This window comes from Planctomyces sp. SH-PL14 (assembly GCF_001610835.1).
Lineage (GTDB): Bacteria > Planctomycetota > Planctomycetia > Planctomycetales > Planctomycetaceae > Planctomyces_A.
In genome coordinates this window covers 8,093,008-8,111,982 of the sequence record NZ_CP011270.1, presented here as the reverse complement: position 1 = coordinate 8,111,982, position 18,975 = coordinate 8,093,008, and the positions used below count along the sequence as shown (strand labels likewise).

Here is an 18,975-nt window from a genome sequence, read left to right as displayed (position 1 = left end):
CGCATGCGGATCCTGGCCAGCAACGACATCACCGGCGCCGTGGACAACGTCGTCCTCCCCTCGGGCAAGAACCCGATCCGGATCGGCAGCCATCCCCGCATGGACGTCTGCCTCAAGAGCAACTACGTCCAGGAAGAGGCGGGGCTGATCCAGAACTTCGGCGACGGCACGGGGTGGCGGTTCTGCGCCCGGGTCGACAACTGCGCCGTGAACGAGCAGCCGTTGCTCGTCAACAGCTCCGCGCCGCTGACCAACAACTGCAACATCCAGATCCACCCGTTCACGCTGACGGTCCACCTCGACGCCCGGGATGAGATCGGGGCGGACAGCAAAGGGACCGCCGACCTCGACCGGCGGTGCTCGTCCCTCGTCGACGAGCTCCACCGAGAGCTCCTGACGACGGTCAACCGGAACGTCCTCGACCCGGGGGACACCGAGCGGTACAGCGAAGACGCGCTCCTCACGCTGGAGCGGGAGCTGGACCACCTCGCCTCGCAGCGTTCGGATCTGCCGCGAGACGACCTCACCAGCAGCGAAGTCGGCGACCACTTTGCCGGCCTGTGTGCCCGCTCGCTCCTCCTGCGGCGGCTGGTCGAACGCTCCGGACAGGCGGACGACTCGTCGGCGTCCAGCAAACCCTGGTCGCTGCAGCGGACGCTCCAGCCGGAGCGGGAGCGGGAGATCGAAGGGCTCCTGATGCGGCTGACGCAGCGGCTCGCCCTCGATCGGGAGCGGGACCTCTCGCGGCAGGTGCGGCGGCTGGAGATGCACTACTGGGACGCGTGGAACGAGCTCCTCGCCGGCGTCCGGGTCGACACCCGCCGCTACATGCTCCTGAAGCAGATCAAGAAGGACGTCAAGGACATCTGGTTCGGTCTCGGTCCCCTTGAAGACCTCCTCGACAATCCCAACGTCTCCGAAATCATGGTGAACGACGCGGAGAACATTTACATCGAGAAGGACGGCCAGATCGAGAACTCCGGCCGGCGGTTCGTAAAGGACGTAGGAGACATCATCCAGCGGATCGTGTCGCAGGTGCACCGCAAGATCGACACCTCGACGCCGCTGGTCGACGCCCGGCTTTCGGACGGGAGCCGGATCAACGCCATCATCAAGCCGCTGACGGTCCGCGGCCCATGCCTCACGATCCGGCGGTTTCCGCAGCGGGCTTTCACCTGCGACGACCTCGTCCGCAAGGGGGCCATGACCCAGGTGGCCCGGGACTTCCTGGCCGCCGCGGTCCGGCTGCGGTGCAACATCCTGGTCGCCGGCGGAACCGGCTCGGGAAAGACGACGCTGCTGAATGCGATCAGCGCCGAGATCCCCGAGAAGGAGCGGATCATCACCATCGAGGACACGGCGGAGCTGCGGATCCAGCGGCTGCATGTCGTGCCGCTCGAGAAGAAACAGAAGAACGTCGAAGGGGTGGGGGGGATCGACATCCGGGCGCTCGTCGTCAACGCCCTCCGGATGCGGCCCGACCGGATCATCATCGGGGAGTGCCGCGGCGGCGAGGCGCTCGACATGCTCCAGGCAATGAACACCGGCCACGACGGCTCGATGACGACGATCCACGCCAACACGCCGCGGGACGTCGTGCTGCGACTGGAGATGATGTGCCAGCAGAACGAGGGGACGAACCTCCCGGTCGAATCGATCCACCGGCAGGTCGCGTCGGCCCTCGACCTGATCGTGCAGCTGTCGAGCGAGATCGTGACCGACCCCCTGAACCCCGAAGTCCGGATCCGCAGGCGAATCATCTCCGAGGTGACGGAGGTCGTCGGCGTCGACCCCGACGCCGGCGGGCTGTGGCTCAAACCGATCTTCCAGCGGTCCAAGGACGGGCAGCTCCGTCCGACCGGCTTCCTGCCGACCTTCATCGACGAGCTGATCATGGACGGGGGACTGACGCTCGACACATTTTTCGATGTCGGTCCGCGGCACGCCGATCACGACGGGGGAGGGAGCCGATGAACGCCCAGTCGTGGCAGATGGTCGCCTCCGTCCTGTTCGGCATGACCGCCATGGCGATCTCGGGCCCGGTCATGCAGCTGATCGACTGGATCAGCACCGTGAGCACCCGCCGCCTCACCGCGCAGCCGACGCAGCTCGGGCTCGAACTCGAGACGATCCGGATCTGGCAGCGGTGGTGGTGGGCCTTCACGGCCCTCCTCGTCCTCTTCATCGCCTTCACGCTCAAGATGCCGCCGGTCGCGGTCCTGGCGGGGACGCTCCTCGTCCAGGTGCCGCGGATCGTCCTGAGCCTCCGGCTCGACAACCGCCGCATCAAGTTCCGCGACCAGATCGTCTCCGCGGCGCGGGCCCTCTCGGCCCAGTTCCGGGCGGGGCTCTCGACGCCGGAAGGACTGCGGGCGGTCGCGCGGGAATCCCGCTCGCCACTGCGGGAGGAGCTCATGGAGTGCGTCCAGTCGTTCGACCGGGGGGAAGGGCTGCGGGAGAGCCTGACCGCTCTCAAAAAACGGATCGACGTCGACGCCGTCTCGCTGTTCGTGATCGCCCTCCTGGCGACCGAGCGGCAGGGGGGGAAGATCACCGTCGCGATGGAGAAGATCAGCGACAGCCTGGAGCAGATGCAGCGGGTCGAGCGGACGCGGGAGTCGAACACCGCCGGGGGCCGGGCCCTGGTGATCGTGCTCGCCCTGTTTCCCGCCCTGTTCGCCCTGATGTTTTCCCTCATCGATCCCGCCTCGATGGGGCTCCTGTTTTCGACCTTCTCGGGACAGATCGCGATCTGCATCGTGGCCCTCCTGACCTACGTCGCGGTCCGATGGGCCTTCTGGCTCCTCGCGATCGTGGACTGACAGCGGAACACCGGGACAACGGAGAGTTCAATCATGACCGCGGAGATTATCGCATCCGCCTGCTTCGGGGGCCTGGCCGGCTGGCTGGCGGCCGACGCCGTCGGCCTGCTCCCACAGCGTCCCTCGGCCGAAACCCTCGGACCTGGGGAACTCCAGCGGCGGGCCGAGTGCCGCCAGAAGCGGCTGTTCGCGCTGTTCGAGCCGCTGATCCGGCGTCTCGCCCCGTTCTTCGAGACGCGGTTTCCCGAACGGGTGCGGAAGCTGGATCTCGACCTCGACCAGTTCGAAGGGAACGTCCTGACGGCGCCGGAGCACATGGCGCTGCGGTTCGCGCAGTCGGTGCTCGTCGCCTGCGGCGCGGCGCTCGTGGCGATGATCGTCATGCAGTGGGGGGCGATCACTGCCCTGGTGGCGATCGCGCTTGGGAGCGTGGCCTTGTGGTGGATGTGGCTCCGCCGGGACGGGAAGCGGGCCGACTATCTGCGGCGGCGGGCCCGGGCCCGCCTGCCGTCGGCCCTGGAGCTGATGGCCCTGATGATGGAATCCGGGGGAACCGACATGATGGACTCCTTCGAGACGGCGGCGGCCGAGAACCGCGACCATCCGCTCGGGACGCAGTTCATGAAACTCCTCCGCATGGTCCGCCGCGGGGAAGATACGCTCCGGGCCCTCACCGCCTGGGCGCAGCGGACGCGGGACAACGACTTCATCGAGGTCGCCTTCGTCCTGCGGACGTCGCTCGAGCGGGGGACTTCGGTCGAAGCGAGCCTCCGCGCCCTGGCCGACCAGTTCCAGCAGCGGCGGCTGCAGCGGCTGGAGCGGGCCGCCGAGGAAGCGAAGGTCCACGTGACATGGCCCGGCCTGCTGGTCATGCTGGCGTGTCTCCTGATCGTCGTGACGCCGTTCATCCTGGCCGCCCGCAACACCCTTTCGTTGTGAAGCGGCCCGGTTCGGCGGCCCGCCCCGATCCCGCCGAGCCATGTCCCGGAGTGTGTGAGTCGCGGACCAGCCCGATGGAAGAACGCCCGGCTGGCCGATTTCGGAGAGTCCCTTGGCGACGAAAATTCGAGTGACGAACGGGCCCGACGCCGGACGCGAGTTCATCGTCCAGCGGCAGCGGGTCCTGATCGGGGCGGAGGCGGACGCCGACATCCGGCTCAGTGACACCCAGCTCCAGGGGCACGTGGTCGTCGAGTACCGGAACGCCGCGTACCATGTCATCAACATGCTCCGCTATCCGATCTGGCTCGACGGCGAGGCGCTGGCGATCAACGACCGCCGCGTCTGGTACGACCAGGGGAGCCTGCAGCCCTCCGCCGTCACCTCGCTGGTCCTGATCACGGACCACTCGGTGATCGATCCCGAGGACCAGCGGCGGGTCATCGAGACCGACGCCGATCGGAACCGCTGGACCGTCCAGACGAGCTGGGTCATCGCCGGGGCCCTGGTCGTCGTGGCCCTGATGGTCCTGGCGGGAGCGGGAGCCACTCGAAACCGCCGGAGCGGCACGGCGCCGCTCACGGTCTCGGCGATGCGGCGTGAATCGCAGCGGGTCCTCGAAACCCTCGCCGACGAGACGTTCCGGAACATCGCCCAGCGGCGGGGGGTCGAGGTCGAGTGGCGGCAGCTCTCCGACAGCCTGATCTCGGCCCGGCTGGCGGAGGCGCGGATGGACCGGCCCGCCGCGGCCAGCGACTACCGCCGCGTCCGGGAGACGGCTCGGGACCTCGTTGAGGTCTTCGGCCCCGCCACCGGCGCCCAGACCCCGGCGGGGGTCAACGACGACTCCATCCGGGAGGTTCTTCAGATGGCGGAACGGATCGCCAGCCAGAAGCTCCTGGAGTACGACTAGCTGAGCCGGGGAGGCGCATCCCTCAACCCCAGTATCGAGCCTCGCCCACGGACGAACACCGTCCCTTCCGACAGTCGACGCCATGGATTTCCGCACACTTCACACCCTCGTCGAAAACTCCGTCTGGCGCATCTGGCGCGGCGAAGATCCCCAGTCGCGACAGCGGTTTCTCATCAAGGAGCTGACCGACGACGCGCGGGCCAACCCCTCCCACCAGAAGCGGCTGGAACAGGAAGTGGAGTTCCTCCGCGCGGTCGAACATCCCCGGATCCTGCCGGTCCGGCACGCCGACCCGGGCCAGGGGCTCCTGATTTTCGACGACAGCCAGTGCACCATCAAGCAGTTCGTCGACAAGCACGGCCCGCTGTCGAACGACATGGTGGCGCGGGTCCTGCTGGAGTGCGTCGAGGGGCTGGAGAGCCTGCACGCCCGGGGCTACGTCCACGGCCGGATCAACGCCCAGACGGTGTTCGTCGATCCGGGAGGAGAGACGCGCCTCGGCGACTTCCTCGGCTACCGCTACGAGACCGGCTATCCCAGCGCCGAGATGTGGCGGCAGGTCCGCTACGAGGCCCCCGAGATCATCGACAACCGCTTCGGCCGTCCGAGCCCCGTTTCGGACCTGTACTGCCTCGGCTTCTTCGCCCTGGAGATGATCGCCGGGACGAATTTCCCCAAGCTCTTCGGCCTCTCCGCCGACGAGCAGGAGCGGGGCCGGCGGTGGCTCGTCTGGCACGCCAACGAGCAGGCGGAACTCGAAGACTGGGCCTCGAAGGTTCCGGACGTCGCGACCTCGCTGGCGGACGTCGTCAGCGGCCTGATCGTCAAGACTCCGGCGCGGCGGCGGTTCCAGACCGCCCGCGATCTCGGCAACCACCTCCGCCAGCTCGGACTCCATTCCCGCCGCGTCCTCCCGCCGTTCGCCCCCGAGGCGTCTGCCAAAACCGCGCCGGCCGATGCGATCCCCGTCCGCCGCGTCCCGCCGGCGCTGCATCTCACGGAGCGGCGGCCCCCCAGCCGTTCCTTCCGTTACGAGAGCGACGGGATGGTGCTCGTCAGCCGGGTCGAGCAGGCGAGCCTGCCGATTCAGGATCCGGACATCGGGACGCGGCACGCCCTCCTCGCCTGCCAGTTCCTCGACTGGCACGTGTACGACCTCTTCCATCCCAGCGGGACGTTCCTCAATGGCCGCAAGGTCGAGGGGCCGCAGCGGGTCGTCCGCGGGGACGAGCTCCGCTTCGGCAAGCACTCCTTCCTCGTCAATCTCGAGTTCGAGGGGACCGGGATCATTCCGCGGTTCGATCTCCTGAAGCGGCTGCACCACGGCCGGGGAGGGGACCTGTACGTCGCGCGGTGGATGCGGAAGTCGGGCGAGACCAAGAAGGTCGCGCTGCGGATCTTCCCGGCGGAATTCCAGGACCAGAACGACCAGATCCGCCGCTTCCTGCGGGCGATCCCCGAGGCGGGTCGGATCAAGCACAAGAACGTGGTCCAGATGTACCGCGGCGGGATGACCCGCCGCAGCGGCATGACGATCTGGTTCCTGGCGAGCGAGTTCCTGCCGAACGGTAGCCTGCGGGACCGGATCGCGCGGACGAAGGGGCCGCTCCCGCTCGACATGGTCCGTCAGGCGGGGCTCGATATCGCCCAGGCGCTCCAGGCCTCGGCCGAGCAGCAGATCCTGCATCGCAACGTGAATCCGAGCTGCATCCTGTTCGACGGAGACGAGCAGGCGAAGCTCGGGGACTTTGTCCTCTCCCGAGGCGAGGTGATGGAGACGCTGTACGACATCACCCGTGGCCGGCTCGACATGGGGGAATACCAGTATCAGGCGCCGGAAGTTCTGCAGGGGGCGGGGAATCTGACCCCGGCATGCGACACCTACGGCCTCGCCGCGTGTCTGTTCGAGGCGATCACCGGGAAGCGGCCGTTCGACGGTCAGAACCAGGTCGAGATCCTCACCAAGGCCTCCCAAGCGAACTGGCCCCGTCCGAGCGAGCTGAATCCGGCGATCCCGACGGACTGGAATCCGTTCATGGCCAAGGCCCTCGCGCGGGCTCCGCAGGACCGCTTCCAGACGGGCCGCGAGTTTGCCGCTCAGCTCGAACGTCTGATGGTCTAAGGCGGCTCGTCCGATCGCAGTATCGCAAACCGCGTCCTTGCCGGCGCGGCTCTCCTAGCTCAAACCCAACGTGCCACGGCAGCCTGGGGTCAAGGGGGCCACGCCCCCTTGCCGCCGGAGGCGCTTCAACGAGGAACCGTGGTAAGCAACGGACATCCGCTTTGTGGAGCCGGCGCTGAGGACTCATCGCTCGCTTTGTAATCCTTGCGGGTTGCTGTGGGGGCATACGACACAGTGTCCGCTCTTGGACACGATCTCCTTCAGACATCTCTCGACGGCCAGGCCTCCGGCGGGCAAGGGGGCGTCGCCCCCTTGCATCCCCCACCAGGGGTGACCCCCTGGACCCCGGTTCGATCATCCGTCCACCTCCATCCAGCGAACGCACCCGGCTCCGCCCCTGGACTCGTGCTCCCTCAACTCCGCCTCTGTTCCGGCGCCCCCAGCGGGGGAGATCGCCGCCACGTTACAACCGGTTCAGCCGGACCTTTTAACCATTTTGCCGGATGGCCATTTATGGTACTTCTGCCATCGGCTGCGGGCGCGGGCTGAAATTCTTACAGGTTTTGACGGGTCGTCGTCAGTGGCCGGGAAGCGCGTGCTAGAGTTGCCCGATGGATCGCCACTCGCAGACGGATCTGCCCTCAAGCGGGTTTGCGCGGAGCGGTCACCACAATGAGCTTCCTCAAGCGGCTCATCAAGAATGCCTTTCGAGACGAGACGGTCGCCCGCGGCCGCAGCTCGTTCGACACGGTCAGCGAGCAGCAGCTCGAAGACCACCTCCGCATCGCGCGGTACGGCAGCTACCTGCTGACCGACGCCATCCGTCCCTCGGTCGACCTCCAGGTCGTCCCGAGCGCGGGCTGGCGACGCGACTCGTTCAAGGACACGGGGACCGGCGCCACGATTCCGGTCCTCATGGCCTCGCAGACCAAGGAACGCCTCTTCGAGCTGTTCATGGACCTGCTGGACCCGCTCGGCGAAACCGTCGACGTCGTCCTGGAATCGAGCCACGACACCCGCCGCCGCGATCACGTCGACACCTACCGGGAACAGATCGACCTCCCGATCCTCAAAAGCCTCCTGTACGACTTCGAAGACCTGCTGACCAACGACGGCTGTACCGGAATCGCCGTCCTGAATCCGCGGGCCCCCATGGAAGTCCAGTTCGACGAGCACAAGCTGCTCGTCGTCTACGGACACAACCTCCAGGGCTTCGAGGACATTCTCGAAGACAACCGCCTCTACAGCAGCGACACCCTGCGGTTCATCACCGAAGGGGAGCACGTCCACTCCTCGAGCGAGGAGTACGCCGAACAATTTGAAGAGCTGAAGTACCTCATCGGCGTGGAAGCCGATTGAGAAGAAGATAAGGGTCCAGGCGCGAGGGACCGGGGTCACAGGAGTTGCTCCTTCCCCGGTTTCCCGCCCCTGGACCCTGGTTCTTGCGCCCCGCCGATCATCTGGTCCTCTTTCCCCCAGGAGCCCAGCATGCGTCGCCTGACGACCGTGTCTCTGCTTGTTCTTGCGCTCGCCCCCGGCTGCGCCCGAGGAACCCGCACCCTCGTGCAGTCGTTCCGGATCGCCGCGCCGCAGACGGGCCTCGCCCAGTCGCTGCCGGCCCGCTCCCCGAACGAACTGACGCCGCGCGAGCGCGCGCTGCTGAATGAAGCTCCCGATCCGGCGGGCCCCCGCCGCGACATCGTGACGACCGCTCCGGCCAACAGCGGCCGGACACAGGCGGTCTCGCAGACCGAACTGCCGTGGCGCCGCGACTATGAGAGCGTCGACCGGCGGGCGATCGAAACGCTTCGCCTCGGCTCCGGCGACGAGCGGATCGCCGTGCTGAGCAGTCTGCACGGCAACGAGCTCGACACGATTCGGGCCCTCGAGGCGGCCGTCGCGGAGCTTTCGATCTCGAAGACGCCGCTGACCGATCGCGCCGTTCTGGCGATCCGCACTCCGAATCCCGACGGCGCGGCGGACCGGACGATGACGAATGCCCGGGGGGTCGATCTCAACCGGAATTTTCCGTCCGCCCGTTTCCCGGCCAACGCGTCGAAGCTGACCGGTGAGACGCCGGCGAGCGAACCCGAAACGCGGGCACTGATCCAGATCCTGGCCGATTTCCGGCCGACACGCGTGATTCACATCACGTCGGGGGGGAGCCTGCGGGGAGCGGTAATCGCGAATTTCGACGCGAAGGCGATCGACGGGTTTGACCCGCTGCGGATCGATCAGGTGCGGGCCGCGTCGATCGAGGACTACGCCGTGACGCGGCTCAAGGTGGAAGTGATCAACCTGGTGCTGCCCGCCTCCCGCGACCAATCCGCGACTCCCGGTTCGGTCCGTCAGATCGTGACCTTGCTGACCGACCGCGTTCCGACCGCCGCCAATGCGGGGATCGCGGCCGAATCGCGTCCCGCCGTCCGGGACAGGAATTCGATCCGGCTGGAGGACGAGATTGGGACGGCGGCTCCGGCCGGAGAGGCCCAGCCGCGTCCGGACGGGATGAAGGGGTACGTACAGTTTCTGCCTGAACCGCCGGGCTTGCGGGCGGTCCAGACGAACAGTGGTGGAGCGCGTTACTTCGAGCTCCCGCCGCCGGAGTAACGCGGCGGCCGGCCTGCGGGATATCGGCCGACCCGCCATCCCGCGGCTGATCAATCTGCTGCGCGACCGCCGTCGGATCCGCGCCGTCGGCTTCTGGCGCGTCTTCCATCCCAGCCGGACCGTCCTTCGCTACCAGGACGTCGCGATCGAGATCCTGCAGGAGCTGATTCCGAAGCGGATCTACGCTCGGTCCACCACGGCCGCGCCGGAGCGCCGCGATGAGTTGCCGTGGACAATGGGCGCGGACGCGGCATCGTCATCTCGATGGTACGGCCCTCCTCTGACAGAACGCGGATCACTGACAACGGAAGACCCCGCGCCAGTCCCGAACCCGGCTCAGGGAGTGTCGACCATGGGCGCCCGATTTGTCCTGCTGATGCTGTTCAACATCGCCGCCGTGTTCCTGTGCGTCGTTGCGACGCTCCAGATCTACGACCCGATGTCGCGGGTCTCTCAAGCACTCGGCGTCGTCCTGATGGTTCTCACGACTCTCCCCATCGGCTGGATCATGTGGGTCTCCCCGCACCCCGAAAGCACGGTGGGCGGAATCGTCCTGCTCAACGCCCCGCTGTGGGCCTACTGTATCGAGTGGCTGCTGCAACGGTTCGTCGATCGTCGAAAGGGGGACGATCCGGGATAGAGGCCACTCCAGGAGCGACGGCCTGGCCAGGTCAGATGGCCCGGCGTCAGGAGTCGACCACCCCGGGCCCGGGGGATAGAAACCGCTCGACCTCCGGTCCCGCCGCGTGGTGAGGCCCGGCGCCTGGGGCGTGATCCGAACCCCCTTGCTCCGTAACGGCCCGGCCGCAGCGTGCTGTTTGTGGGCGGAATTCGCCGGAAGCCGGAATCTCCCGCATTTTTGCCGAAAACGCCTAGTCCATTCCGGCGGGGACGCGATGATGTCTGCATGCCCGACGTCGGTCGAGCGGATGCGAGTGCTGGCCCGCCTCTCGTCCTGTTCCTGACGACGGGCTTTTTCGTGCGCGGAGGGCAATGTCCCGCGCTCTGTTCACAGCCTGCGACGGACGACCGGCGGCCGGGCAGCATCGCGACGGCTCCGCAGGGCGACGTCGACGGGGTTCTGTTTGTGCGGCGACGGTCCCGGGATCGAGCCAATTCTCAAGAGGCTGAAGGGGCTGCGGATCGAGCGACCGGCCGAGTCCTGACTGGCAAAGCCCGGACGGGCGGATCTCTCACTTCCGATATCGCATCTCGGTCTCCAGGTAAGTGATGACCTCTCCGCACGTCTGAGCCAGCGACTCCACCGTGTTCAGCACGTCTGGCTGCAGTCGGTCATCGAGTTCGAGAGAGTTATGAGCGCGTTCCAGGAGTCGCTTCGCCGACTCGCAGAATCGGATCGCGCTCTCCAGTCCCAGATTGTCCTCATCCAGCATGGTGTGTCCCCGCAAAAGCCCCGCGGCGCAACTATGGGACGTCTTCAGGTTCCAGGCAAATTGCAATCTCCATGACGTTCCCGTCAGAAACGTGGCCACGCGGCAACACTCCTCCAGGGCTCGGCCGGCAACACATCCGGACACGTACCGCCCCGTCGCGATCGACCATCGGCCCCATGGTGCCTGTCAGGACTGGTGCAGCAGCCCGGAGGGGGTGTCGATGAACCGCGGCGTGCCGAGTTCGGCCAGTAGCTCAGCCGGGTAATGCCCGGTGTCCGCTCCCCGGGCGAAGACCGGGGTCGTGTCGTCGGAGTAGAAGTGCAGGACATCGCCGAGTTGCAGCAGCCGGAAGATCCGCGCGAGGTAGTCGGGATGCGTGAGCGGGCGCGAGATCACGAGCACCGGGATGTGGTTGGTCTGCTCCGCCTCCCGGCCTACGTGGATGGCAACGGAGTCGGCCGGGTTCGCAAACCGGACCGTCAGGAATCCGTCCACGATCTCCCCGCCCGCTGAGCCGGGCAGGAGAATCTCCCGGATCACGTCATAGGCAAATCCGACGGGCTCGCCGTTCCGGTAGTTCCAGACGAAGGCCTCGATGCTCATGGCAAAGTCTCGAATGCGGTCGGGTTCCGCCGGGGGCTGCGACTCGGGCTTTGATGAGCCGTGCCGTTGCCGGCCCGGTGCATAATCAAGGCCGCCCAAAGCGGCCGGCCGCGTCCCCGTGGGCGTCTTCATGTCCCTCGGGAGACGATTTCGTCGCAACGGAAGTCTCCCCAAAGATAATGGCGCGGGGGAGCTTTCCTGATCCATCGTCTCGGGAAACGAGCGGCCGCTATCATGGCCTCCGTCTCCTTTGGCTATCGACCTGGGCAGCTTATGACGGTCCTGCGATCCTTTCTCTCCCATGCAGCGGTCCCGTGCCGGCCGCGCTGTCGGCTCCTGATCGCGCTCGCCGCCTGCCTGGCGATCGTGAGCTCCGTCGAGGCGGCGGGACCGGCGAAGACGCGGCGCGTCGTTCGCCTCGATGAGCCCGAGACAATCGAGCAGTCGGTCAGCCGCATCCTGCTCCGAGAGATCGTCCGGCAGGGGTTCCTCATGACCGCCCGCGAACGGTTCGGCGCGGCGACCCGCGACGAATGGCTCCGCGAGCCCGCCGGCGACAGCAAGGACGAGACCGGGACCTTCCGGGTCGAGGTCGCCTTTCCCGCATCCGGACAGGTGACCGTCTCGATCGGCGAGACCGGGCGCGTCGTCGATGCCGAGCCCTGGACCGCAACCTTCGAAGCGACTCCCGAGGAACTTCTCGAAACCGCTCTCGCCCGATCCGTCGAATGGTCGCGCGGAGCCCGCGGAGCGACCGAGCCGGGTCCCTTCGTCGTCCTGCTCCGCGACGCGGGCTTCGAACCGGTCCCCGCCGAAGCGGCCGCCGGCCCTGCGCTCCCCGAGGAGCGGATCGCTCTCGATCTCGTCACCCTCTTCGGAGACTTGCGGGGGACCCACTCGGCGCTGCGGGCCAGTCCGGACTCGGTGCCGCTCCTGGCGCGGCTGGCCCGCGGCTATGCCCTCCTGGGGAGCGTGACGGAGGTCCACTGGGGGACGGAGCACAAGACCTTCAAGGCCCGCGCGCTCCTCTACGCTGAGGCGGCAGTGCAGCGCGACCCGGAGAACGCCGAGCCGCTCTGGTCGCGGGCGCTCGTCCGCGGATTGTGCGGTCTTCCGCATCGGGCCATCGAGGACCTCGACAAGGCCAGACAGAAAGCCCCGGATGCCGCGCCGCCATGGGCCGAGGGCCTCGATCCCTACGTCCGCTGGAACAGCGCGGAGCTGGAGCGGCTGGCGACGGCGGGAAAGCCGCTGGCGGGGTACCTGGCGTTTCTGGCCGCCGAACTGGCGGGGACCGACGACGAACGGCGGGCCGCGGCGAACCGGTGCTACCAACAGAGCCCGGAGTGCCTGCGGGCGGTGGCGGTGCTGGCTGAGGACAAGGCGCTCGGTCTCCGCCGCGCGCTCGGGCCGGCGCAGCTTCAGCAGTTCCTGAGCGACTTCCCCGAGCGGCTCAAGACGGTGCCGCACCGGACCGCCGAGCTCGACAAGGCGCTGGGGAGCGCCGTCGTCCGGGGGGACCTCGCCGCGGCGGTCGCGCAGCATGTCGGGCTCGTCAAAGCCCTCCGCAGCCCGGAGGCCCGGGGCGATCTCCGCGAGCCCGCGCTGCCGATGCTGGCGACGCTCGCCGAGAACCTGAGCTTCGTCCACGTCATCCAGCGGCTCTCGACCGACGCGGACTACGTGGGGATCGACACCCGCGAGACGATCCTGGCCCTCGCGCCGCTCCTCGAAGGCCACCCGCACAGGGGATTCCTCCGCGCCTACGGGTCCGACCCGCGGCAGCGGCGGGGGGCGCTCGGAGAGGCGGTCGCCGCGCTGATGAAGAGGCCGCTGTCGAACACCGTCTACGCCTATGCGGACCACTGGGGCGAACGGCAGATGGTTCCGTATGAGCCCCTGATGCCGTTCATCGTGCGGCAGCGGGACGAGATCCTTCCCGACCTCGTCCCGTGGGAAGTCCGCCCGGCGACCGACATCCGGGAACGGCAGCGGCGGGCGCGTCACGCCCTCGGGATGGCTCCGAAGTGCCCGCTGGCGATCGTGCGGTCGATCGACTTCAACTGGAAGGAAGTCGCCCCGCTCGCCGAGACGTGGGAGAAGGAGTCGCCGTCAGCGGTCGTCCTCGCCCGGCTGGCCCAGCAGTACGAGAACCGGAACTTCGAGAACCCGAAGTACGCCGAGGCCTCCGCGCGGATCCTCAAGATCGTCGTGGAGCGGCACCCGTCGATGGAGGCCTACCGGAAGCTGGCCACGTCCTACCGTCGGCTCGAGAAGTATGACCTGTGGAAGGAGGCGCTCGACAAGGCGCTGGAGCAGCCGGTCCTGGGGCTGGAGCACGCCAGCATCTGCCGGGAGATCGCCGACTGGTACATGGAGCAGAAGCAGTGGCAGGCGGCCAAGCCGTACGCCCTGCGGGCCGCCAACTCCTATTCCGAGTGGGGACTGCGGTGCGCCGTCGAGTGCTGCGAGGGGCTCGGGGAGTGGAACGAGGCCGAGGGATTCCAGAAGGCGATCTCGCAGCGGTACGCCGACGAGTGGGCGGGGTGGTACTTCTGGTGCCGCCGGACCGGCCGCGGCAACGCCACGGCGGCTCTCGACGCGTGCTTCCAGTACGTCTCGCGCCTCAGTCCCCAGCAGCGGCGGAATCTCTCCGGGATCTCGCTCGTCTACCAGCTCGAAGGGGACCTGAAGCAGGCGCTCGAACACCGTCCGGATATCAACTCCGTCACCCCGCCGGACCTGGCTCTCCGCTCGATCGTGATCCTCGACCAGATGAACGAGACGGAGGAACGGGACAAGGGGGCCCGGATGGTCCTCGCGCAGGGAGGCGAAGACGGGGCGACGCTGCTGTGCGAGCAACTGCTGCGGTCCGGCAGAGGGGCGCCGCCGTTCTCCGAGGCGGAGGCGCGGTACTGTCAGACGTTCCTGGTCTCGGGCTATGGAATCCTGACCGACCGCGCGTGGTGCCTCGGCCGGCTGCTCCTGACCCGCAACCGCCGCAAGGAGGCGGTCGAATGGCTGAAGCGGGCCGCGGGCTCTCCCACGACGGACCGCGATTCCTGCGTGCTGGCCTCCGCGGAGCTGATCCGGCTCGGGATCGATCTGCCCCCCCGCCGCGCCCGGGAGATGGACGACGAGTTCTCCGTGGCGTGGTCGGCCCTCATCAACGCCCGGGCGCGGATCGACTCGAAGAAGCTCGACGACGCGGAGAAGTTCGTCCAGGAAGCGATCACCGCCTCCCCGGACTTTCCGCCGGTCTGGCTCGTCGGCGGTCAGGTGGCCCGGATACGGGGATACAACATCGACGCCCTCGCCCGGTTCACCGAACTGGTGAAGCTGTCTCCCAAGGTCCCGTCGGCCCTCGTCCGCCGGGCCCGCGGCTACGAAGGGACCGGCCAGATCGGGAAGGCGATCGAGGACTATGAGGCGGCGCTCGCCATTGCCCCGGATGACCGGATGACGCACATTGGCCTGGCGATGATCCGGGCGACCTGCGGAGAGGCGAAGTACCGCGATGCGACCGCGGCGATGCGGCACGCGCGGGCCGCCGGCAAATACGGTCCCGGCAGCGACGGCGAGGTCGACATGGCCCTGGCGGCCGCGTACGCCGAGGGGAAGGAGTTCACGAAGGCGGCCGACACCCTCTCGGCGGCGATCAAGTCGCAGCGGGTCCAGAACACGCGGGGCCTGCTCGAGACGCTGAAGGTCTACGAGAAGCGGGAGCCGCTCCGGCGGCCCGTGAACGTGAGTCCGGCGATCGTCCGGCTGCCGGTCGAGGAGGAGCGGCCGAAGTATCGCGCGCGGATCACGGCGCTTCGCCAGGAGATCGACCGGACGTTCGCCGACCGGGAAGCGAAAGCGGTCGGTCCAGACAAGGAGACGCTCGCCAAAGGCCGGGCCCGGTACGAGTCGGAACACCTCCTTCCGGCCGATTTTCCGGCTGAGCTCCGGAAGCGGCACGAGGCGTCGATCCAGACGATGCTGGCGGCCTATGACGCCGCGATCGACTCCGCCGTCCGGAGCAAGCTGGATGGGCCGGCGAACGGGTTGCGGAAGGAGCGGCAGGCGTTCGTCGACCAGGTCCAGCCGACTCTGCTCCTCAGCCGCCAGGAACCGGCGAAGGTCAAGGTCCTGAACAACTGGTTCACACGGGACGGCCGCGGCCTCTCCGGGCAGAGCCTCGGCGGCGACATCCGGTTCGGCGGCCAGGTCTACCGGGAGGCGATCCTGGCCCATCCCGGGGGGGAGGACTTCTCCGAGGTCGCGATCGCCCTCTCCGGCGAGTGGGAGACCTTCACCGCCCGCGTGGGGGTTCCGGAAGCGACCGACGTTCCGGGGACGAAGCTCGTCGGCTCGAACCTGACCTTCGAGGTCCTGTCCGACGGGAAGTCGCTCTGGAAGTCGCAGCCCTCGCGCGAGATCGACAAGCTCCAGTCGTGCCGCGTGGCGTTCCCGAAGGGGGCGCAGATCGTCCTGCGGGTCCACTGCGCCAAGGAGTACTGGTTCGCCCGCGCGGTGTGGATCGAACCGCGGCTGACGTCGCTCCGCTTTCCGCCGCCGCCGGAACCGGAGTCGGCGGGACGGCCGTGAGAGTCGGCCGTTGGCCTCCCGCACCGATGGTGGCCTAGACCGCTGCGCGTGGACGCGCCTCTCCGGCAGGGAGAATGCTCGACCGGTTTCCTGCGGTCGTTCAGCGGGCGCTCTCGGCCTGCGTCCGGCGGTACTCCGCCAGGACCGGCAGGAGGCGGGAGAGGGTTGCGAGCAACTGGGTGTGAGTCGCGTCGAGCGACCACTCCCCCTTGCAGGCGAGGGCTTCCATCTGCTGGGCCACGGAACTCGCCTCGGAGGCTCCCAGGGTGAAGAGGTCCCCTTTGAGCGTGTGGGCGGCGCGGTGGGTGGCGGAGGTGTCGCGGCGCTCGATGGCGGCGGCGAGCGCGGTCGTGATCCGCGGGCACTCCTCCAGGAAGGCCTCGATGATCTCGCACAGCAGCTCGCGGTCTCCCCCCACGCTCTTGAGGGCCAGCTCCTCGTCGAAGGGAGCGGCGGCGACGGCGGGCTTGGCCCCTTTCCGGCCGACGGACGCCAGGCTTTCGACTGCTTCGAAGAGCTCGCTCGGCCGGAGCGGCTTCGAGATGTAGCCGTCCATCCCCTCTTCGAGGCACCGCTCCCGGTCCCCCTTCATGGCGTGGGCCGTCATGGCGATGATCGGCAGGTGGTCGCCGGTGGTCCGCTCCCGCTCGCGGATCCGCCGCGTCGCCTCGAAGCCGTCCATCTCCGGCATCTGCACGTCCATCAGGACGACGTCGACCGACTCGCGGGCAATGGTCTCGAGCGCCTCGCGGCCGTTGCTGGCCACCACGACGGAGTGCCCGCGCTTCTGGAGCAGACGCACCGCCAGCGTCTGGTTCACGGCGTTGTCTTCCGTCAGCAGGATCCGCAGGGGGCTGCCGCCGGACGCGATCGAGCGGCGGGCTCCGTTCCCGGCGTGCGGCTCCGCGCCGGCGGTGCTGCCGAGGGCCGAGAGCAGGGCGGCCTGCAGCTCCGCGCGCTTGATCGGCTTCGTGAGGTGCGACTTGATGCCCGACTCGCGGCAGCGGGCGACGCTCTCGCGGCGGTCGGCGGAGGAGAGCATCATGAGCGTCGAGCCGGCGAGGCCCGGCTCCCGCGCGATCGCCTCGGCCAGCATGAAGCCGTCCATCTCGGGCATCATGTGATCGAGGAGGACCAGCGAGAACGGTTCGCCGGTCCGGGCCGCGGCATGCAGGGCGGCGAGGGCGTCGCGTCCCCCTTCGACGAGGACCGGCGCCGCGCCCCAGCGGCGGAGCATGTCGTGCAGGACGCGGCGGTTCGTCGCGTTGTCGTCGACCACCAGGACCGAGAGGCCGCGGAGGCGGGAGAGCTCGGCCGGGACCGTGGGAGGGGCGGTCGAGGTCGAGAGGCCGAGGCGGATCGTGAAGTGGAACGTGCTGCCGCGGCCCGGCTCGCTCTCGACCCAGACGCGGCCTCCCATGAGCTTCACCAGCTGCAGCGAGATCGCAAGGCCCAGGCCCGTGCCGCCGTACTTGCGGGTGGTCGAGGCGTCGACCTGCGAGAAGGCCTGGAAGAGGAGGCTGAGCTTTTCCCGCGGGATGCCGATGCCGGTGTCCCGCACCGAGAAGTGGAGCGTGACCGACGCGGCGTCCTGCGGCTCGCGTTCCACCGGCGGGGTCCGCTCGACCCGCACGACGACTTCCCCTTCGCTGGTGAACTTGATGGCGTTGCCGATGAGGTTGACGAGGATCTGCCGGAGGCGGCCGGCGTCGCCGACGAGGGCTTCCGGGACGTCGTCGAGGACGTGGCAGGCGAGCTCGAGCCCTTTGGCGTGGGCCCGGAGCGAGAGCGTGCTGATCGTTTCGTCGAGGTGGTCGCGGAGGGGGAAGTCGACGGGGTCGAGGTCGAGCTTGCCCGCTTCGATCTTGGAGAAGTCGAGGATGTCGTTGATGACGGCGAGGAGGTAATCCGCCGACGACTTCACGAGCTCCAGGTACTCCCGCTGCTCGGCGGTGAGGTCGGTCCCGAGGGCGAGCTCGGTCATGCCGATGACGCCGTTCATGGGGGTCCGGATCTCGTGGCTCATGTTGGCCAGGAACTCGCTCTTGGCGCGGTTGGCCGCCTGGGCCGCCTCCTTGGCTTCGCGCTGGGCGGCTTCGGCCCGCTTGAGGTCGTCGATGTCGGTGTGGATGCCGACCCATTCGCGGATGGCGCCGGTCTCGTCGAGGATCGGGACGGCCCGGACCATCATGTGGCGGTAGCTGCCGTCGGGGCGGCGGAGGCGGTGTTCGACCTGATACAGCGAGCGGCTGGCGACCGCCCCGGACCAGACGCGGGCGGTGTTCTCGCGGTCGTCGGGGTGGACGGCGTTGAGCCAGCCCCAGCCCTTGAGGTGGTCGAAATCCTGGCCGGTGAAGGCGCTCCAGCCGAGCTGGGGGGATTCGAACTCGCCGGAAGCGGGGGTGTTCCAGACGACGGCGGTGACCGCTTCGACGAGGGAGCGGTAGCGTTCTTCGCCGCGGCGGAGGACCACTTCGGCGCGGCGTCGTTCTTCGGATTCGCAGCGGAGGGTTTCGGCCGCGGTGGCGAGCTCGGCGGTGCGCTGCTGGAGGCTGGCCTTGAGGGCGGCGATCTCCGCCTCGGCTCTGGCGAGCCGATCGGGGAGGGTGTTTTCTCCGCCGTGATCCGTCCCGAGTTGTGGAGGCATGGCTGATTCCCGCGGCCCGTGGGATCCACTTTACTCTGGTGGGTGGAGGGTCGGGAAGGGTGGTCGTGTGCGCAATGCGCAGTCCCGGTGCCGCAGATCCCCGGGGCCCGGGCAGGGGCCCCGGCGGGGAGTGCAGGGGGCCTGTGTCGTTTTCCTGGCCCTCTGCCCGCCGGAGGCCTGGCCGTCGAGAGTCGTCTGAAGGAGGGGGTGTGCGAATGCGGCACGGGGCCGGATGCCCCCTCACCACGTCGAGAGTCTGCAGTGACGAGTGGTGAGCAGTGCATTCGTCGGCGGCGCGTCTCTCTCCGTTCCGCGACGCTCCCCGGGATGTC

At 68.3% G+C, this 18,975-nt stretch carries 12 protein-coding genes; 9 read left to right on the top strand and 3 right to left on the bottom strand.

The window, feature by feature from the left end; all coding sequences use genetic code 11:
* Positions 1 to 3: 3 nt before the first annotated feature.
* The 8 genes from VT03_RS31300 (at position 4) to VT03_RS31265 (ending at position 10,046) form a co-directional block, all read left to right on the top strand.
* The gene (locus tag VT03_RS31300; protein WP_075096638.1) at positions 4 to 1,974 is read left to right on the top strand and encodes a CpaF family protein; all 1,971 of its coding nucleotides are present in this window, start codon (positions 4 to 6) and stop codon (positions 1,972 to 1,974) included.
* The gene (locus VT03_RS31295) at positions 1,971 to 2,822 is read left to right on the top strand and encodes a type II secretion system F family protein (RefSeq protein ID WP_075096637.1); all 852 of its coding nucleotides are present in this window, start codon (positions 1,971 to 1,973) and stop codon (positions 2,820 to 2,822) included. The genes VT03_RS31300 and VT03_RS31295 overlap by 4 nt, the downstream gene beginning before the upstream one ends.
* Before the next feature lie 33 nt (positions 2,823 to 2,855).
* A complete protein-coding gene (locus tag VT03_RS31290; protein WP_075096636.1) occupies positions 2,856 to 3,761 on the top strand; it encodes a type II secretion system F family protein in 906 nt (301 codons plus the stop codon).
* Positions 3,762 to 3,873: 112 nt separating this feature from the next.
* Entirely contained in the window at positions 3,874 to 4,674 is an 801-nt protein-coding gene (locus tag VT03_RS31285; protein ID WP_156514909.1) for a hypothetical protein, read from the top strand.
* 82 nt (positions 4,675 to 4,756) lie between these two features.
* Entirely contained in the window at positions 4,757 to 6,796 is a 2,040-nt protein-coding gene (locus VT03_RS31280; protein ID WP_075096634.1) for a protein kinase domain-containing protein, read from the top strand.
* Between the two features lie 672 nt (positions 6,797 to 7,468).
* Positions 7,469 to 8,155, top strand: a complete 687-nt coding sequence (locus VT03_RS31275; protein WP_075096633.1) for a hypothetical protein — start codon at positions 7,469 to 7,471, stop codon at positions 8,153 to 8,155.
* Positions 8,156 to 8,284: 129 nt separating this feature from the next.
* Positions 8,285 to 9,406, top strand: a complete 1,122-nt coding sequence (locus tag VT03_RS31270; RefSeq protein WP_075096632.1) for a M14 family zinc carboxypeptidase — start codon at positions 8,285 to 8,287, stop codon at positions 9,404 to 9,406.
* Positions 9,369 to 10,046, top strand: coding sequence for a hypothetical protein (locus VT03_RS31265; RefSeq protein ID WP_075096631.1), 678 nt, complete (start codon positions 9,369 to 9,371; stop codon positions 10,044 to 10,046). Before VT03_RS31270 ends, VT03_RS31265 begins: the two co-directional genes overlap by 38 nt.
* Before the next feature lie 553 nt (positions 10,047 to 10,599).
* Here VT03_RS31265 and VT03_RS31260 read toward each other — a convergent pair.
* Together VT03_RS31260 and VT03_RS31255 are read right to left on the bottom strand one after the other, a co-directional pair.
* Positions 10,600 to 10,800: a hypothetical protein gene (locus VT03_RS31260; RefSeq protein WP_075096630.1), complete on the bottom strand. Its 201-nt coding sequence runs from the start codon at positions 10,798 to 10,800 to the stop codon at positions 10,600 to 10,602.
* Positions 10,801 to 10,986: 186 nt separating this feature from the next.
* Positions 10,987 to 11,403, bottom strand: coding sequence for a hypothetical protein (locus VT03_RS31255; RefSeq protein ID WP_075096629.1), 417 nt, complete (start codon positions 11,401 to 11,403; stop codon positions 10,987 to 10,989).
* A gap of 234 nt (positions 11,404 to 11,637) precedes the next feature.
* On the opposite strand from VT03_RS31255, the gene VT03_RS31250 reads away from it, so the two are divergent.
* Positions 11,638 to 15,996, top strand: coding sequence for an NPCBM/NEW2 domain-containing protein (locus VT03_RS31250; protein WP_156514908.1), 4,359 nt, complete (start codon positions 11,638 to 11,640; stop codon positions 15,994 to 15,996).
* 100 nt (positions 15,997 to 16,096) lie between these two features.
* On the opposite strand, the gene VT03_RS31245 is transcribed toward VT03_RS31250, so the two are convergent.
* Positions 16,097 to 18,643: a response regulator gene (locus tag VT03_RS31245; RefSeq protein WP_075096627.1), complete on the bottom strand. Its 2,547-nt coding sequence runs from the start codon at positions 18,641 to 18,643 to the stop codon at positions 16,097 to 16,099.
* Positions 18,644 to 18,975 lie beyond the last annotated feature (332 nt).

What these genes read in the sequence shown, in the direction of transcription:
- VT03_RS31280 (WP_075096634.1), top strand. Translation starts at nt 4,757, where the DNA reads ATGGATTTCCGCACACTTCACACCCTCGTCGAAAACTCCGTCTGGCGC.
- VT03_RS31255 (WP_075096629.1), bottom strand. Translation starts at nt 11,403, where the DNA reads ATGAGCATCGAGGCCTTCGTCTGGAACTACCGGAACGGCGAGCCCGTC.
- VT03_RS31250 (WP_156514908.1), top strand. Translation starts at nt 11,638, where the DNA reads ATGGCCTCCGTCTCCTTTGGCTATCGACCTGGGCAGCTTATGACGGTC.
- VT03_RS31295 (WP_075096637.1), top strand. Translation starts at nt 1,971, where the DNA reads ATGAACGCCCAGTCGTGGCAGATGGTCGCCTCCGTCCTGTTCGGCATG.
- VT03_RS31290 (WP_075096636.1), top strand. Translation starts at nt 2,856, where the DNA reads ATGACCGCGGAGATTATCGCATCCGCCTGCTTCGGGGGCCTGGCCGGC.
- VT03_RS31260 (WP_075096630.1), bottom strand. Translation starts at nt 10,800, where the DNA reads ATGCTGGATGAGGACAATCTGGGACTGGAGAGCGCGATCCGATTCTGC.
- VT03_RS31270 (WP_075096632.1), top strand. Translation starts at nt 8,285, where the DNA reads ATGCGTCGCCTGACGACCGTGTCTCTGCTTGTTCTTGCGCTCGCCCCC.
- VT03_RS31275 (WP_075096633.1), top strand. Translation starts at nt 7,469, where the DNA reads ATGAGCTTCCTCAAGCGGCTCATCAAGAATGCCTTTCGAGACGAGACG.
- VT03_RS31300 (WP_075096638.1), top strand. Translation starts at nt 4, where the DNA reads ATGCGGATCCTGGCCAGCAACGACATCACCGGCGCCGTGGACAACGTC.
- VT03_RS31245 (WP_075096627.1), bottom strand. Translation starts at nt 18,643, where the DNA reads ATGCCTCCACAACTCGGGACGGATCACGGCGGAGAAAACACCCTCCCC.